We start from the raw sequence: 19,319 nt of genomic DNA on the forward strand, positions 1-19,319 counted from the left end.
AGAACAAAATACACCGTTGAAAGAACAAAATCCAAAGTATTAACTCGAAAAAGAAGACTAAAACTATTTTTGGGGAGATGCAATGTCTCAATTTCTATAAATTTGTAACGGTTTTCCGTTACAAGAAATAAGTATTTTCTAACATATTTTGAATATTAAGACAAAAAATAGAGTGATCAGACAAAAAAAGTATATATTTGTAACGAAGAATATTAAATACCTTTTATATATTTATTTTATGGGACAACAATACGCATTTAAGCATGCGAATATGTTAAGACATGTATGTATGCTATTGTTCTTGTTACCGTTTGCACTGGGCTGTGATGAAAACAAGGAACCATCCGTCTACGCGCCTACCCTGACCACCAATAGTGTGACGGGGGTAAACCGTTTCGGAGCGACCTTTCAAGGAACAGTCATGAAGCACCCTGACAGTACAGGAGACCTGACTATCGGTTTCCTCTACTCCACATCTGCCAGCCTAAGCAACGCACAAGAAGTGAACGCGACTCCGGAAGACGGCAGTAACTACACTGCCAAGGTTGAAGGACTGACCCCCGGAGTGAAGTATTACTATTGCATCTTTGCCCGAAGCGGTAAATCCATCGTCAAGGGAAAGACCAGTAGTTTCGACACTGAAGACGCTATTCAGCCTTCACTAAGTGCTGCCAAAGCAACTGATGTGACTGAATCGGGCTTTACTCTCACTGCCACCATCACAGACAACGGTGGTTACGAACCTACAGTACGCGGATTTGTCTATGCCATATACGTGGAAAACGCTGGCGATCCGGTTCTCGACGACTACAACACCCAAAACAAACCGGTAACGGGTGATCAATTTGAAGTCATGTTGTCGGATCTTGCAGCCAATACGACTTACATCGTCCGTCCCTACGCCACCAACAACGTAGGAACAGGCTATGGCGAATCCGACCGCTTCACTACCAGCCAGCAAAAAATACCGATGGTAATAGCCAACGGTTCGGGTAGCCTTGCCGACAAGCCGGTGGAAACCACCGCCTACGAAGCCGTCTGCATGGGAACCGTCACCGAAGACCACGGATTCACCGTCACTGAATACGGCTTCTGCTACAGCACCGAAAGTCGCCAACCGACTCTCGAAAGCAGCCAAAGCATACAGGCACAGAACGGAACCAAAGGTTTCTCTGCCACGCTGGCAGGACTGACGGCAAGCACGAAATACTACATGCGTGCATACGCCAAGAGCGAAAAAGGCATCGGATACAGTGCAACCGTAGAGTTCACCACCGACAAAGAGCAAGTGGTATCACTCACCCAAGCAACCGTCACCGACCGTACCTCCTCATCTGTCAGCATCACCGCACAGATGGCATACGAATCGTTTAGCACAATAAAGGAGAAAGGTATCTGCTACGCGGAAACCGTGAACCCGACAATAAACGGAAGCAAGGTCACGGATAGCAGTACAGAGAAGAACATATCCGTCACCATCACCGGGCTGGAAGAAGGAAAGACCTACCATGCCCGCGCATACGCCATCACACGAGACGGTACGTTCTACAGCGGCGACATTGCAGTGACAACCGAAACCACCCATGCCCCCTCGCTTGATAGGCCAACGGTATATGACAAAACGGATACAGGTGCGAAAGTGCGTGCTACCATATCCACCAACGGCGGACTGGCAGTAACCGAGAAAGGTATCTGCTACAGCAGCACAAACACCGAACCGACCGTAGACGATACCAAAGTTATCTCCACCGAAGCAGGCAATAACATCCTTGTCAGCCTCAGCGGCTTGCAAGGCGGCGTTACTTACTACGTCCGTGCATATGCCATCAACGGCAAGGGAACAGGCTACAGTTCGATAGAACAGTTCACCACCACCAAACACACCGAACCGGCGCTGAACGGTCTGAACATCTCTGCCATCAACGATGACAACGCACAGGCATCGGCCGCCATATCCAACGTGGGTGGCGAAGGAGAAAAGATCACCGAACGCGGATTCGTTGTTTCTGTGGGAGGGACACCGGCAGTAGACGATAACAGCTCGCTCAAATTCGTATCGAAAGATGCAGCAGACAGTTTCACCGCCACACTGACCGGTTTGTCATACAACACCTTATATAATATACGCGCATACGCGAAGAACAGCATCGGTACGGGATACAGCAGCATGCTCTTGTTCGAGACGGGAAGCAGTACCACTGCTACTTTAGGCGATCTGAAATGCGTCAAGGCAGAAGCCCACAGTCTGAGTTTCGAGTTTGAAGTCAACTCTACGGGAGGAGCTGTTCTGACCGACTACGGCTTCAAATGGCGCCCCTCAAGTGGAGGCGACGAAACCACCGTAAAAGGCACTCTTAACGGAACGACAATGACAGGTACCATTGCCGGACTGACGGAGAATACTTCCTATTATGTGCTCGGCTACGTGACCAACAAGAACGGAACGGTGGAAACCGGTTACTACAACAGTTTCAACACAGCCAAACTGCCGCCAAGCGCGGGAGACAACCCGACACCGGGAGATGATGACAATACCCGCCGCCCTGGTCTCGGCTGGATTAGCTATTCCGAAGTGTATGCCACCACGGCATGGCTCAACTGTAGCATTGACGATGAGGGCAATCTGCCGATTACCGAAAAAGGATTTATCTACATGGTGGACAACGGCACGGAATTGACCGTGGACAATGGTACCAAGATTGTGATTACCACTTCCGGCAGCAACATGAAGACCAAGCTGACAGGACTGAAAGGCAAAACCACTTACCGCGTACGTGCATACGCCATCAACTCCAAAGGCATAGGCTACAGTAGCGAACAAAGATTCACTACCGAGGATGCCGACAAGCCCGGTCCGGGAGAAGGGGACAATCCGACACCGGAACCGAAGAGCAGGAGTTTAAACAAATAACATTATTCAGAATAATATAAAAAAGATATATCATGAGACTAAAGAAACATTTCTACGCATGTGTGTGCATGCTGCTTATAGGCATCGGCAGCCTGCAAGCCAAAAGTGTCACATTGAAAGAAGCCGGAACGCTGACTAATTATATCAGCGATGCCGAACTGAACACATTGACAGAACTCACAGTGAGCGGGCCTATCAACGGTAGCGACATCAAAATTATCCGCGCCCTGGGGGGTACACTAAAAATCCTCGATATAAAGAACGCACAAATCGTAGAAGGAGGCGACAGCTATTACCTGACTGATAAATTCACCCAAAATGATGTGATAGGCGACTATATGTTCTACGCCATGACAGCTTTGGAAAAGATTGTAATGCCCAAAGACGTGTGGGTGATTGGAAGTTGGAGTGAAAATAATCCTTGGAATGCGGACAAGACACAACTTTCAGGATGGCCCGAAAATTATTCTTCAAACTATGCTGATTACGACAAATTCGGTTGTGCCTCTTTCTATCAATGCGTTAACCTGAAAGAAATCGTATTCCCTGAAGCATTAGTCTATATCTGCTCCAAAGCCTTTGGTAACTGTGTGAAACTGACTTCTGTTACCATCCCCGAAGGAGTTGAACTAATGGGAAATAGCATATTCCGCAACTGTACAGAGTTGGTAAGTGCATCCTTACCATCGACCTTGGGTAATAAGAATAAGATAAATACAAGCAACAGCTGGACTTCCGAAATAGGTTGGAACAATATTAACGGGACTATGGACACCCCTAATTATGACTATATAAACTATAATGAAAGTTACGGTGGTTTAGCAACTTTCCTAGACTGCCCTAAATTGAAAAACGTTACTTTAGCCGAGGGAATCAAGTTTCTAATGAACAGAATGTTTGAGAACTGTCCTTCACTGACCGCTATCACGTTGCCCTCTACCTTGGAACGCGTGAATAGTGCTTTCATTAAATGCCCAGGCCTGACACAAATCACATTTCCCGAAACTGTAACCCAGATTGGAAGTTTGGAAAACTGTACGGGATTGACTTCACTTACCATCCCTGCCAAGGTGAATGCGAATTATTTCGATTGTAGTGGTTGTACGGGATTAACTTCTGTTGAATTCAAAGGCAATGTAGGTACCCGACTTATATCAAGTGCCTTCCAAGGTTGTACAGCTCTGAAAAGCATCAATATTCCCAGTGAAATAGCCATCATTGGCGACCATACGTTTGAGAATTGTATTTCACTATCCCAACTCACCCTACCTGAACCTTTGACAAGCATTGGGGCAAGTGCATTCCAAAATACCGGCCTGACCAATATTACCCTGCAACGCAATGTCACTGTTATCGGCCAGTATGCCTTTGCCGGATGCAAAAATATGGTTTCCATCAATTTTCCGGCCAATGTGACGGAAATCAAGGAGTATACATTCAACGAATGTGAAAAGTTGAAAGACATCGTATTACCTAATGGATTGATTTATATTAAAGACTACGCTTTTAATGGCTGTTCCTCATTAGGTAAAGTAACCATTCCCGGCGGTGTACAAAACATCAGCCCGGGTGCATTCAAGAATAGCGGACTGACGGAAGTAATCCTGAAAGAAGGTGTCATGAGTCTGAGCAATAACTCCTTCGACGGATGTCTGTTATTGAAGAAAGTGACCTTCCCCACTACCATGAAGACCATTGGCGGTTTCAGTAACACCGGTATCAAGGAAATAACCTTTGCCGAAGGAGCCGCACCGGAAGCTATCAGCGATTATGCCTTCCTCAACTGCGACAGCCTGAGCGCCATCACACTGCCCAACTCCATCAAGAGCCTCGGAACAGGAGCATTCTATGATTGCGACACGCTGAAAAGCGTAACCCTACCTACCGGCATAACCAAAATAGCCAAGCAGACATTCTACCACTGTGGTTTCCTGCAGAGCATCACAATCCCCCAAAGTGTGACGGAAATAGAAGCTGAGGCATTTGCCGCTTGTTCCAAACTGACTGCGATATCCCTGCCTTCAGCATTGACTACCATAGGGATTGGCTGTTTCCACAGCACTGGTCTCACAAGCATCACATTGCCCGAAGGAATAACAACGATTGAACCGGGTATGTTTGGTAGCAGCAAGCTGAAAAGTGCCAAATTACCCAAATCTTTAAAACAAATTACCAATAATAGTGGAAGCTATACTTTAGGAAATCTACCTAATGAATACAGTAACTTCCGAAAATACATCAGTATGTATAGATATGATAGCGGCGCATTCCAAAACTGTAAAGAATTGGAGACCATTGACCTCAACGGTGCCGCATTAACCGTATTGGGTGACTATACATTCGGAGAATGCGATAAGCTCCGTAACATCGACCTCACGGTCACCAAGTTGGAAGAAATACCAACCTATGCTTTCTACTCCTGCGACAGCTTGCAAGCAGTCACTTTCCCGGCTACGTTAAAGAACATAGGAAAAGAAGCTTTCAATTACTGTAAGAAAATCAGAAGTATCGATCTGTCTGCCACTTCTCTTACTAAAATAGATAACTGGTTCAGCGGCATAGATAGCTTACGTATCGTAAAACTGCCCAATACTGTTACTGAAATCGGGCAAAACGCTTTCAGCAGCTGTCCTATCGAGGAAATCAATTTCCCTGCCGGACTTACCACAATCGGTAATTATGCATTCGACGGTAATCAACTGAAAACCGTAGACCTCTCTGCTACCCAGCTTACGACCATCAACAACTGGTTTGCAGGAAATGGAAAACTAAGAACCGTGAAGTTGCCGGAAACCGTAACAAGCCTGGCTGAGGGTGCTTTTGCTAATTGCTATATCGAAGAAATCAACTTCCCTGCTGCATTGACGACCATCGGCGCGCGCGCGCTCAGATATTGCCGCATCGACACACTGCGTCTGCCTGCCTCCGTCACTGAGATCGGACAAAATGCTTTCTACTATGCCAAATTCAACTGTGTGGAAATACCAAGCACCGTAACCAAGATTAATTCCGGAGCCTTCTACAATGCTGAAATTAGAGGTTCGCTGAACATCACTCCCAACGCCTCTCTGGTATGGGGAGACAGCAGTGCTCCATTCTACTGCTACGGCAGTGAATACGTGCAAAGCGAAAACGGCAGTTATAACAGATACTGGCATCTGCCGGATGTCCACTGGAACTCCATTGCAGAATTCCCCAAAGATAAGTTCGGACAGATAGACAACCTCTACCTGCCCAAAGACGGTACAGTAAGCAATGCTGATAACATCGGCTACATCTTCTACGGCGGTATGACAAAGCGCATCGACCTTGCCTATTCCAGAGAGAACAACAAGTACAGTTTCTCCGTCAACAAAGAGATGAAGACGCAGATGATAAACTATCGGAAGCAATTCAACACAACCAGCGGTTACGGTGAGGCCGCAGGATGGAAGACTCTGGTACTGCCTTTCGACGTCAAAGAAATCTCCTATGAGAAAGATAGCTACTACGAGAAAGACACCATCGCTCTGGCTCCTTTCGGCAGCCCGGCATTGGAAACGGCAGGTACGCTTCCCTTCTGGCTCTATGAGCTTGGCACGGACGGCAACTACAAAGCCGCAACCGAAATCAAGGCGCACAAGGCTTACCTGATTTGTATGCCCAACAACGACAAGTATCCGAGCGAGAACAACATCTCCGGTTACGTCAACTTCTCGGCTACCGATGAGGCGAACGGAGTCACGCTGCAACCCACAGCCGGAAAGCTGATACGCAGCAAAGGCACCAAGTTCGACTTCGTACCGACATACGAAGGAGTGGCACAGCACGACACTGTCTATGTATTGAATGAAGACAACCGATATTATGGTGATGACAAGACTTACCCTTACGGCAGCGTATTCGTAAAGAATTATAGTGAGAATGGCACTACGAACGCTGTCTATCCGTTCCAAGCCTACCTCGTCAGCAACGAAGGCCAAACCCCGTCAGCAGCCAGCGGCGCCCCCAAGTTCTACAGCATCGGAGGCGGCAACGGTAACATCACCGGCATACCGGGTCTGCCCGTCACTCCCGACAAGGCTACGAAAGCCTATAGCCGCGACGGAGTGCTCTACATCGACACCGACGCCGACCGCACCATCCGCATCTACGACGTGACGGGACGCACCGTACGCATCGTCGAGGCATGCGAAGGCGTGAACGAAGTGCACGGACTGGACAGTGGCATCTACATGCTGGAGGGTCAGAAAGTGGCCGTAGGACGCTAAGCGCACACCGCACGAAGCGGACACGCCAAGCACTGAGAAACAAAGAAAACAAAGAAAACGAAACAACAACGTGAAAACGAACAATTAGAATGAAATCAAACAGACTGAAATGCTGGTTGGCAGCGGTTGCGGTGGCAGTGATCTGCTGCCCCGCCGCACTGGCGCAGCAAAGCAAAATAGCCGTGGCATCGTTCAACCGCATGGAGACGGACATCACGGCACGCGTAACCGCACCGAAGAAGGACCAGAATGGTGAAATCTGCGCCCTGATACGCATCGTCACCAACGTGAAGGACCTGATGTTCGAACCCGACGCCCTCGGCATCACGGCACGCGAGAACAAGACCGGAGAGATCTGGCTCTACGTGCCCCGAGGCGCACGACGCATCTCCATCCTGCACGACCAGCTGGGCATCATGCGAAACTACTTCTATCCGGACATCATCGAGAAGGGCACCGTCTATGAAATGGTGCTCAACACCGGCGACAAGGAAGACAAGCCCGTGGTGGAGAACAACATGCAGTTCTTCGTGCTGCGTCCCGAACCTGCCAACGCCAATGTATACGTAGACGACGAACAGGTGCCTATCGAAAACGGACTCTTCTCCGCAACCATGCCCAAGGGCGAACACACCTACCGCGTGGAAGCTCCCATGTATCAGCCCGACGCCGGAATCGTCACCCTGGGCAGCGAGCAGGTGATAAAGAGCGTCACCCTGAAACCCAAGTTCGGCTACGTGGAGATCTTCTCCCTGCCCGAGCAGGATGCCGACGTCTACATCGACAGCGTGCTGGTGGGCAAGACCCCCTACCGCAGCGACCGCATGGCCATCAAGGACTACAAGGTGCGCATCGAGAAGGCGACCTACTTCCCCATCGACACCGTGCTGAGCGTGGCTGCCGGAGAGACCGTACGCCCCACGTTCCACATGGAGTCGACCATCAAGCCCAAAGTGCCCATGAACACCCTCGTCATACTACAGGCGGGCTACAACCCCAACGGCACCACCTTCGGCGCCATGCTGGGCTTCGGACGGAAGAACGGCTTCTACGTGGGCTTCCGCAGCGACTTCGGCTCGGCAAGCGGCGAACTGGAGTGCAACGAAGAGGGCGTGATAGCAGGCAGCGAAGCCACCGGAGCACCCTTCTACAGCGAGGGCGTGAAGAACAAATCGCGCATGTCCGTCACGGCAGGTTACTTCCGCCAGTTGGGCAAGAAGTTCTACCTCTATGCCGGTGCCGGATACGGTGCACGCACGCTGACCTACGAACTTGCCGCCCCCATGACCATAGGCGACAAGGAGTATGACGCAGGCACGCAGGTGAAAGACACGGACAACTCCGCCACCGGCGTGGCGGGCGAACTGGGCGGCATCCTCCGCTTCGGCAAGTTCTGCATCTCGGCAGGTTTCCACACCGTCAACTTCAAGTATCATGAAGTGACCGCCGGCGTGGGACTCGTATTCTAACATTCTACCCAAGCTCCTGAGACCGCGCACGAAGGGTCCGCCTCTTCCGTACGGACTCAGGAACTGAAAAACTCTAAACAGAAAAAACTCAACATGAAAAAGAATCAGATAAAGCATGCGCTCCTCTCCCTGTTGCTGCTCCTGCCCTGCCTGACGGGGTGCAGCGAGGACAAGGAACCGCAAACATACCCGCCAACGCTGGTGACCAACAGTGCCGCCGACATGACCCGCTTCGCGGCTCTCTTGTCGGGCAACGTCATCGAGCACACCGGCAGCGTGGCCAAGGTGGAAGTCTTCTTCCTCTTTGCCAAAGGAAGTTCGCTGACGGATGCGGAAGAGCTTGCCGCCACGCCGGACAACGCCTCGGAAGGCAGATACACCTGCCTCATCGAAGGATTGAATCCGGGAAATGACTACTGCTACAGCATCTGCGCCCGCAGCGGGGGCAGCGTAGCCCGGGGAGAAGTCATCCAGTTCTCCACCCTATCGAGCAGCGCCCCCACGCTGGAGGCTACCCTTGCCACCGGAGTGAGCGAAAACGCCGCCTCGCTGAGCAGCGACATCACCGACAACGGAGGACAGAACATCAAGCAACGAGGTTTTGCCTATAAGGTCTATCAGGAAGGCATGCCCGAACCGACCATTCTCCTCGACAAGTACCGTACCGTGAGCCTGGAGGCCGAGGAGTTCAGCGCCCGGTTAGTCGACCTGCAACCCCAGACCCGCTACATCGTCCGGTCATTTGCCACCAACAACACAGGGACGGGATACGGACAGGCGGTCATCTTCACCACCGAAGAGCTGAAGATACCCCAGCTGACCTGCATCATGGGAGACGTCACGGCATTTGCCGCCACGCCCACCGCCACGATCAGCACGAACGGCGGGTTCAAGGTGACGGAATATGGCTTCTGCTGGAGCACCGAAAGCCAAGTGCCTACCATCGAGAACCTGAAGACCGTGACCGGCACCGCCGAGACGGACAAGTTCAGCGAAGTCATCAACGACCTGAACCCACAGACCACCTACTACCTGCGCGCGTACGCCATCAACGAGAAAGGCACCGGCTACAGCAACATCCTGACCTTCACGACCAAAGAGAAGCAAGTGGCCACCCTTACGACGCCCGTGGCAAGCCACATCGAGGTGACCTCCGCCACGCTGAGCAGCAGTCTGACGGTGCCCGCCGGCGTAGAAGTGACCGAGAAAGGCATCTGCTACAGCATCTTCTCCACCCGACCCGCCACAGACGGCCCGCACGTCGCCGACCGGACGCAGGGCAACAGCATCACCGCTGAACTGAAAGACCTGAACGAGGGAGCGTCGTACTACGCCACCGCATACGCCGTGACGCGCGACGGTACGTTCTACAGCGACGCCGTCCTCTTCACCCTGGGACGCACCTACGAGCCTACCGTGACCATCGACATCACCGGAATTGGCGAGACCGAAGCCACCGTCAACGTCGGCATCAGCACCGACGGCGGACGCGAGGTGACCGAGAAAGGCATCTGCTGGAGCCGCACCTCGTCCACGCCGACACTGGAAGCGGACCAGGTGATGAAGTACGAGGGAAGCGGAAACGCGTTCAGCCTGAAACTGACCTCGCTGGAGAAAGGGCAGAAGTACTACGTGCGTGCCTACGCCAAGAATGTGAACGGCACAGGCTACAGCCCCGCCTTCGAATTCACCACGGCACTGACCAAGGAGCCGGAAGTGGTGAACATGACCATGCCCGCCGTCCACGACGACCACGCCACCGCGCAAGCCGTCATCTCCAACAAGGGCGGGCTTGAGGTGACGGAACGGGGCTTCGTCTACTCCACCACCGTGGTCAGCCCCGTCATGGGCGCCGCAGGAGTCACCAAGGTCGCCTCCGCCTCGAAGGACGACACGTTCACGGCCGAGCTGACCGGACTTGCCTACCGCACCCGATACTACATCAGTGCGTACGCCACCAATGCCAAAGGCACCTCATACAGTTCGCCCACGACGTTCGTCACCTCCTCCTCCTCCGTGCCGAGCACCTTCATGCAGGTGGAAGAGGGCACCATAGGCAGCACCACCGCCACCATGAGCGGCAAGATCACCACCGACGGCGGCGACGGAAGCGAAGCCATCGACATCACCGAAGTCGGTTTCTGCTGGAGCGAAAACACCTCGGAGCCTACGCTGGAGAACGGAAACCACGTGTCCGCCAAGCTGAACAGCGACAACTCGTTCCAAGTCAACGTGACGGGTCTGAAAGCCTACACTTACTACTACGTGCGCGCCTACGCCAAGAACAAGAACGGCACGGGTTATAGCTACTACACCACGTTCCGCACGCTGCGCACCACCCCCGGAGGAGACGACAACCCCACGCCGGGAACCGAGACCGGAAATAAGAACTGAAAACGGATATCTGCCTGAAAGATTCGTCCCGTGAGACCGACCGATTCGTCTCACGGGACGTTTTTTTTCGCCTTACGGGATGGATTTTCTCACCTCACGGGACGGATTTTCTCACCTCACGGGACGGATTTTGTCATCCCACGGGACGGATTTTTTCACCCCGTAGGATATAAATTCCGAAGCCCCGCAACAAGAGCCTTCCCCGCCTCCGCCCCAAAAACGGTTCACGAAAACCGGTTAAATAAGCTTAATGATTTTATCAAAATTTCGCCGTTTTTCCGCCACTTTGGCGCCAGTACCTCGCCAGTACCTCCCCAGTACCTCGCCAGTAATAAAGACTGGTGTTAAAATGGAGCTATAGTTTTAACATACCGGCTCCGTGGCGCTGCGAAACGTTAATTGTAGGTTTTTTACCTCCGTTATGCTTGCATTGTTGGTTTCGTATGTCCGTGCCAAGCACATGATCTGCCCTCCGGCAGCCCGTGGCCCGCAGCCCCTTCACACCTTGAACATCGGCTTCGCAAACCACTTCTTGAACATCCACGTCACCACCACATACAGCCCGAAAGCCGAAACAAACCCGGCAATCGCGTCAATCAGATAATGCGCCTGAATGTAGACCGTAGCCCCGCACAGCAGCAAATAGAAAGGCAGCAGACAAGCAAACAAACGGCGGCTGCCACGCCACGCCATAATCATCAATATCGTGGATATGCCCACATGCGAACTGGGAAAAGCCGCCGTAGGCCGCTCGCCCACCTGCTGCGAACCCTCCACCAAACTATAGAAGAAACCATGTTCGTAGCCCGGCCCCGGCAACAGCTCCTGATGATGATGGAAATAATCGCCAATGCTGGGAAACACCCCCTGAGCCACATTCACATCGCCGATAGCCGGAAAATAGAACTGAGGCCCCGCCACCGGAACAAAAATATAAAACAGATAATAAATGAAGAAAGAAGTCACCAGCACGAACGATAACTTCTCGAAAAGCTCGAAACGATAGACAAAATACCACAACACCACGAGCAGTATCATCGGATAATAGAAGAAATACCCCATATTGAACGGCTCGCTCACCCAGATATACGGCAGATGAAGACTGAACCATACCGCCGGTTGCCCGCCAAACATCCACTGCTCCGCCGAAGCAAAGACATGGTCGAGATTCGGAAACAGACGGTTGAACTCGAACGTGTCCGGATACCAATAAGAAAGCAAGGACATCTGAATAGCCACACGCACAAACGCCGAAAACTTGCACGGCGCCAACCGATAAAGATACATCAGCAGGAAAGTCATCCCCGCTATCATCGCACGGTCTACCAGCATCCGCACCGGATGATCCATCTCCTGAAAAAGGAACAATATCAAGATAGAAGTCAACAGATCATAAATGAGCGTCACCTTCTCTACCGCAAACAACCCCTTCCGGGTCTCTACTTTTTTAAATAAATCTAAAGCCATCCCTCGTTCTTATACCAAGCAATCGTCTCCTTCACACCCCTCTCCAGATCATAGCGGGGAATGAATCCCAACTCGCGGACCGCAGGGTCGATGTCACATTGCCAATTGCGTTGTCTCATTATATTATACTTGTCCGAATTGAGCGTACAGCTCCTCTTCCTGCGCACCGCCCAAAATTCAGCGAGCAAAGATACGATTTTCAATACAATTAACGGGCATACCAGCCGAATAACAAACGGATTGCCCAGCTCTTTTCTGATCAGGTCGGAGAAAGCGCGGCTCCTGTACACCTGCCCGTCGGCCAGGAAATAAGCCCTCCGGCACACCCGTTTCTCGATGCCGAGGAAGACCGCCTGCACAATGTCCTTCACGTAGACAAACGTCAGGTCCTGCCTGCGGAATCCCACGGCAAAGTCCACATGCTGCTTGATGGACTTCGCCATCAGGAAATAGTCCCTCTCGCGCGGCCCGTAGACCCCCGTAGGGCGGTAGATGACGTAAGGAAATCCGGACAACCCCTGCAAGTAACGCTCCGCCTTGAGCTTGCTCTGCCCGTAAGCCGTGTTCGGCAGGGGAACGTCTTCGTCCGTGATGGGTCGGTACGTCTTCTCCTGCACCGGGCCAAAGACACTCAGCGTGCTGATGAAGATGAACTGCCGCGGCACCATGTCCAGCGCGCACAGCATGTCGGCAAACAGCTTCGTCTGCCGGTAGTTGACCCGGTCGAAATCCCGCTTGTCCGTGCATTTGGTGACACCGGCGCAATGCACCACATAGTCGAATCTTCCGTGCGCCTCCTTATGCTCCCTCAGCTGCGCCTGCAACCGTTCGGCATGCGCAAAATCCAGCTCAAGGAATCGTATCGCCGGATCGCGCAAATACTCGCGGCTGCTGCTCACGCGTACGCCCGCCCATACGTTAAACTCCCGCTTCAAAGCCTCTTCCACAAGGAAACTCCCAATAAATCCACTGGCTCCTGTGATTAATATACTTTCCATCATTTCTTAGGTTCTACATGAATATTGATCAGCGTTCCTTCGCCAAGCATCTCTTTCAGCCTATTTTTGCCGATGCACCGCATGCGGAGATGAAGAAACCGCATTCGCTCCTGATTGTTAAGGAAAAACGCCGCAAATATAATGAATAAAAGCAATAAGTAACCACGCAGATACTGCTTTTTCATTGAGAAGCAACCATGCAGATACTGCTTTCTCATTGATAAGCAATCATGCAGATACTACTTTCTCATTTAAAGGAATTACACAGATGGTCACGACACAGCCCGGCTCCACCATACGTTCTTCTGTTCTTTTGTCTGAAAATGGAAAAATCAAGCGCGCTTTCAACCAATCTAACCGATTATTTGTTTACTTTGCAAAGTACATCCATAAAGAAAAGAAAAAACGATCATAAAGAAAAGAAAAACTATGTCCAAGAAGAAAGAAAAGAAAGCCGGCAAGCGCATGAAGAAAAAAGAGCTTGTAAACGTATTAATGGATTTTTTCCACTCGAAACCCAACGAAATACTCTCCCTGAAATACATATTCGAACAACTGCGTCTGACCACGCATCCACTGAAAATGCTTTGCAAGGACATCCTGAACGACATGCTGCTGGACGACTACATCACCGAAGTGGACAAAAGCAAATTCAAACTCAACAACCACGGCATAGAAATGACAGGAACCTTCCAGCGCAAAAGCAACGGAAAGAATTCCTTCATCCCCGAAGGAGGAGGCGACCCGATATTCATCGCCGAACGAAACTCCGCACACGCCATGAACAACGATAAAGTACGCATCGCCTTCTACGCCAAACGCCGCGGACGCGAAGCAGAAGGCGAAGTCATCGAAATACTGGAACGCGCCAACGACACCTTTGTCGGCACACTGGAAGTGGCCAAGTCCTACGCCTTCCTGGTGACGGAAAACCGTACGCTAGCCAACGACATCTTCATCCCCAAAGAGAAGCTGAAAGGCGGAAAGACCGGCGACAAAGCCATCGTAAAGATCGTGGAATGGCCCGACAAAGCCAAGAACCCCATCGGACAAGTGCTGGACATCCTGGGAAAGGCAGGCGACAACAACACCGAGATGCACGCCATCCTCGCCGAGTTCGGACTGCCTTACGTCTACCCCTCGTCCGTAGAGAAAGCCGCCGACAGAATCCCTGCCGAGATTTCCAATGAGGAGATTGCCAGACGGGAGGACTTCCGGAACGTGACCACCTTCACCATCGACCCCAAAGATGCCAAGGACTTCGACGACGCCCTCTCCATCCGCCCGCTGAAAAACGGCTTGTGGGAGGTAGGTGTGCACATCGCCGACGTCACCCACTACGTCACCGAAGGAAGCATCATCGACAAGGAAGCCGAGAAGCGCGCCACGTCCGTCTATCTGGTGGACCGCACCATCCCGATGCTGCCCGAACGACTCTGCAACTTCATCTGCTCCCTGCGCCCCAACGAAGAGAAGCTGGCCTACTCCGCCATCTTCGACATCAACGAGAAAGGCGACGTGAAGGATTCGCGTATCGTGCACACGGTCATCAAGTCCGACCGCCGGTTCACCTACGAAGAGGCACAGCAGATCATCGAGACCAAGGAGGGCGACTTCAAAGAGGAGGTTCTCATGCTGGACACCATCGCCAAGGCACTGAGGCAGAAACGCTTCGCGGCAGGAGCCATCAACTTCGACCGCTATGAAGTGAAGTTTGAGATAGACGAGAAGGGAAAACCCGTCAGCGTCTACTTCAAGGAGTCCAAAGATGCCAACAAGCTGGTAGAGGAGTTCATGCTACTTGCCAATCGCACCGTAGCCGAGCGGATAGGCCGTGTGCCGAAAAGCAAGAAACCCAAAGTATTCCCCTATCGTATCCACGACCTGCCCGACCCGGAGAAGCTGGACAACCTGGCGCAATTCATCGCCCGTTTCGGCTACAAACTGCGCACCAGCGGCAGCAAGACGGACGTCTCCAAGTCCATCAACCACTTGCTGGATGACATTCAGGGCAAGAAGGAGGAGAATCTCATTGAAACCGTGTCCATCCGTGCCATGCAGAAAGCGCGCTACTCCACGCACAACATCGGGCACTACGGGCTTGCATTCGACTATTATACCCATTTCACCTCGCCCATCCGCCGTTTTCCGGACATGATGGTGCATCGCCTGCTGACCAAGTACCTGGATGGCGGACGCAGCGTTTCGGAGAAGAAGTACGAGGCTTTATGCGACCACTCCAGCAACATGGAGCAGATAGCTTCCAACGCCGAACGTGCCAGCATCAAGTACAAGCAGGTAGAGTTCATGACGGAACGCATGGGGCAGGTGTTCGACGGTGTCATCTCCGGTGTCACGGAGTGGGGTCTGTACGTCGAGCTGAACGAGAACAAGTGTGAGGGCATGATACCCATCCGCGACCTCGACGACGATTACTACGAGTTCGACGAGAAGAACTACTGTCTGCGCGGACGTCGCAAGCACCGCACGTACAGTCTGGGAGATGCCATCACGGTCAAAGTGGCACGTGCCAATCTGGAGAAGAAGCAGCTGGACTTCGCATTGATGTAGAGAAATCTCATGCCTGTACTGGTTTAGAAGAAGTAAAGAAGTATATGCTTTACTCTCTCTACCCATGTTTTTATATCACTTTTCATCTTTCATGTCTTTCACCTTTTAGTTAAGAACATGACTTACACTACATTGTGGTGAAACATAAGGCACTGGAAGATGAAAAATGGTTTGCTCAGCCGGAAGTGGCTAAAGTTTACGGAGTGGCAAAGTTCACGTTTATGCCGCTAAACCTTAGCTCTGTTATACTAAACCTTAACTCTGTCATGCTAAACCTTAACTCTATCATGCTCATATCGAAAGTCTGAATGGCGATTGATGTCATTTTCAAACAGGCTCTTATAATTCATTGAATTATGGCAATTTGGAATACTTATTAATCTAAAATCCTATCTTTGCGCAATAATATACAATAGAATTACAAATACAATGAAAAATAAGACCGCCTTAGCATTACTTTTTTTGATAGTTTTCTTACTGACAGAATGCAGCGTCCGGCAGGAAAATGACCGACGATTAATGGAGGCTGATTTGTTGATGCAATCGCGACCGGATAGCGCATTGCGTATCTTGCAAGGTATTCCGATGGGGGAATTGGCTACACGGGATGACAGTGCTTATTATGCATTGCTGCTGACACAAGCAAGGGATAAGAACTTTGTTATACAGAAGGATGATTCGTTGATTAGTTATGCTGTAGCATATTATAACAAGATTGGCGATTCGCGGATGCAGGCGAAGGCACATTACTATCGGGGATGTGTGTATAGGGATATGAATTTGTGTGGAAAAGCCATTATGGAATATTTGATAGCCATACCATTGGCAAAGGAAACAGGCGAGATGAGATTGTTAGGTATAGCTTATAACCATACCGGATATTTGTATTACCTGCAAGGCCTGACAGAAGAAGCCGCTTCTATTTACCGCCTGAATGAGAAAATCGCAATACAATTAAAAGATACAAGTCTTTGGATAGATGCATTGACATATCAAGGAAAAATCAACACGCAAAAAGGAATGTCATGCTATCCCGAAGCCGAAGAAAAACTTCTGAAAGCATTTGATATGGCAGGCCTTTTGAGACATAAACGAGCACAAGCCAATATAGCCGCTTCGCTTAGTTCGCTATATAGCTATATGGAACGAAAAGAAGAGGCTGTACGATATGCCAAACTAAACTTGCTTTTAAGAAAGGATACCGTCCGGTGTTACAAAACTTTCTTTCTTTTAGGTGATGCTTATTTCCAAAACGGGAAATATGATTCCGCTGTCATTTATCTTAATAAGAGTTTGGCGGGTGGAGGATATGGCACTAAAGCCAATACTTGTATGCGATTGGCTGAAATAGCCCGTATGCAGGGAGAATCGGACAAGGCACTCACCTTAATGGATAAATATGCGCTCTATTCGGACAGTCTACATGCTACGCAACAGAGCGAAGAAATACTTAATGCGGAAAAAAATGTGGCAAAACAACAATATATGAATGCCATGCAGCATAATAAGGAAAAGCAACAAAAGTGGATAACAGCAAGCGCGATACTTTTTTGTCTTGTTATAATCGGTTGCATGATTCTATACAAACACTACAAGAGAACACGTTGTTTGGAACAAAAGCAGTCTTATTTGAGGCAAGAGCAACAAACGTTGCAAGAAAAATATCGGCAAGCTAAAAAGGAACTCTACAATATGGATGCCATAATTACCTCGTTGCGGCAAGAAATCAACCAACAACAAGCCGAAAAAGAAAAAGCGCGGCAACTTCAAGAGGAATTGGATATACTTCAGAAAAAACGGAATGCTTTGGTGAAAGAAACATTTGACCATTCTAAACTTTTTGCAAAAATAGAAAGAATAATCAATTCTTATAAAACTTACGATAAATCGGACGAGCAACTATCCGAAGAGGATTGGGAATGTCTCATAGTCGAAACCGACGTGCGTTGTAACAGTATTATCACACGACTGAACAGCCAATATAAATTATCAAAGACAGAGATACACTTATGTTGTCTACTATTGACAGATTTTCCTATCGCTAACTTAGTATATATAATACAATTGACACGGAATAGTATTTACCGAAAAGAAAAAGAAATCAAAAAGAAAATCGGTTGTCCACCTGAGACTGGCAGATTGAGGGATTTTCTTGAAAATTATTAGAATATGACATCTGGAACAGCATTATTCTGCCTCCCAAAAGGTATTTCTCTCAAAAATGATACACTTTCGATACACTTGTTTAGGGTGGAGTTGTCTTAACTTTACAGCATTAATAATTCCAAAAAGCAAAGATTATGAAGAGATTACTATTTATTCTGATTTCACTTCTCGCTTGGGGAGGTTCTGTTTATGCCCAAAGTTCTAACATCGTTATGGAGATTGCCCTCTATAAAGATATAAAAAACGACAATAACGTAGATCCGGAGGATATGCCCGTGACACGTAGTCCTATTTTCCTACCTGTGTATGCCTACCTATATAATAAGGTAGTGACAGTCGATTTTCAAGCTACATTCTCCGCCGTTACGGTCAACGTGGTCAGTGATGTTACGGGAGAAACGGTCTATTCCGAATTACTCGTCAATCCGACAAATGTTTCCATTGATTTAAATGGAGCCGATTCAGGAGATTATAGATTGGAAATAATCTCTGATGAAATCGCATTGGAGGGATATTTCCCTTTATGATACTTTAAGAAGAGATAGGCAGGTATGTCTTAAGACAAATCTGTGGCAAATCGCGTGATTTTGTGGTGGGCTTTGCCCATCACCTTGCTTTCTTTTACCTAAAACTACAATTGAAATTCCTTAAATAGATACGTATGAAAAAATATTTGTTACTCCCCATTTTGTTTTGTTGTATAGGTAATTTGTATGGACAAAATAAGATTCGTTACAGTTACGACAATGCAGGAAACCGTACCAAGAGAGAAATTGTGCTCACCAGAAATGAAGCTATGGAAGATGCAGGTAGTGTAGAACCGTTTTCTGACATGATATCTGAGCACGAAATACAAATTTATCCCAATCCCACAGAAGGCGACTTGAATATTAATATTTCAAATGTTAGCTATGACAATCAAATCTCCATTACTTTATATGATATGAATGGCAAATTAATAAGGAAGGAAAACACAGCTACGGAACGGGTAAATATCAACATTAGCGATGCTCCGAATGGGATCTACATTATGCAAATAATGATTGATGAAAAAGTTACCACTTGGAAGATTGTCAAGAAATAAGTATCTAAA

10 protein-coding genes are annotated in these 19,319 nt (G+C 49.5%); 8 read left to right on the top strand and 2 right to left on the bottom strand.

The genetic code is table 11. The features are described 5' to 3' along the window. Positions 1-289 precede the first annotated feature (289 nt). The 4 genes from QZ323_RS03345 (at position 290) to QZ323_RS03360 (ending at position 11,024) form a co-directional block, all read left to right on the top strand. Complete coding sequence (locus QZ323_RS03345) at positions 290-2,911, top strand: fibronectin type III domain-containing protein (protein ID WP_294632755.1); 2,622 nt, start codon at positions 290-292, stop codon at positions 2,909-2,911. A gap of 32 nt (positions 2,912-2,943) precedes the next feature. Then, positions 2,944-7,161, top strand: coding sequence for a leucine-rich repeat domain-containing protein (locus QZ323_RS03350; protein WP_294632757.1), 4,218 nt, complete (start codon positions 2,944-2,946; stop codon positions 7,159-7,161). A gap of 89 nt (positions 7,162-7,250) precedes the next feature. Then, positions 7,251-8,630, top strand: coding sequence for a PEGA domain-containing protein (locus QZ323_RS03355; RefSeq protein ID WP_294632758.1), 1,380 nt, complete (start codon positions 7,251-7,253; stop codon positions 8,628-8,630). Between the two features lie 93 nt (positions 8,631-8,723). After that, entirely contained in the window at positions 8,724-11,024 is a 2,301-nt protein-coding gene (locus tag QZ323_RS03360; RefSeq protein ID WP_294632760.1) for a hypothetical protein, read from the top strand. Positions 11,025-11,522: 498 nt separating this feature from the next. Here the strand turns inward: QZ323_RS03360 and QZ323_RS03365 are convergent, their stop codons facing one another. Both QZ323_RS03365 and QZ323_RS03370 read right to left on the bottom strand, forming a co-directional pair. Continuing rightward, entirely contained in the window at positions 11,523-12,491 is a 969-nt protein-coding gene (locus QZ323_RS03365; RefSeq protein ID WP_294632762.1) for a phosphatase PAP2 family protein, read from the bottom strand. After that, a complete protein-coding gene (locus QZ323_RS03370) occupies positions 12,482-13,489 on the bottom strand; it encodes an NAD(P)-dependent oxidoreductase (RefSeq protein ID WP_294632764.1) in 1,008 nt (335 codons plus the stop codon). Before QZ323_RS03370 ends, QZ323_RS03365 begins: the two co-directional genes overlap by 10 nt. Before the next feature lie 429 nt (positions 13,490-13,918). On the opposite strand from QZ323_RS03370, the gene rnr reads away from it, so the two are divergent. The 4 genes from rnr to QZ323_RS03390 all read left to right on the top strand — a co-directional run bounded on the left by rnr (position 13,919) and on the right by QZ323_RS03390 (position 19,310). Next, positions 13,919-16,060: a ribonuclease R gene (gene rnr / locus QZ323_RS03375; RefSeq protein WP_294632766.1), complete on the top strand. Its 2,142-nt coding sequence runs from the start codon at positions 13,919-13,921 to the stop codon at positions 16,058-16,060. Between the two features lie 429 nt (positions 16,061-16,489). Further along, positions 16,490-18,226, top strand: coding sequence for an OmpH family outer membrane protein (locus QZ323_RS03380; protein ID WP_294632768.1), 1,737 nt, complete (start codon positions 16,490-16,492; stop codon positions 18,224-18,226). 134 nt (positions 18,227-18,360) lie between these two features. Then, the gene (locus QZ323_RS03385) at positions 18,361-18,753 is read left to right on the top strand and encodes a DUF3244 domain-containing protein (RefSeq protein ID WP_294632770.1); all 393 of its coding nucleotides are present in this window, start codon (positions 18,361-18,363) and stop codon (positions 18,751-18,753) included. 134 nt (positions 18,754-18,887) lie between these two features. Further along, complete coding sequence (locus QZ323_RS03390; protein WP_294632772.1) at positions 18,888-19,310, top strand: T9SS type A sorting domain-containing protein; 423 nt, start codon at positions 18,888-18,890, stop codon at positions 19,308-19,310. Positions 19,311-19,319: the final 9 nt, after the last annotated feature.

Source organism: uncultured Bacteroides sp. (genome assembly GCF_910585845.1).
In the GTDB taxonomy this organism is placed as follows: Bacteria; Bacteroidota; Bacteroidia; order Bacteroidales; family Bacteroidaceae; genus Bacteroides.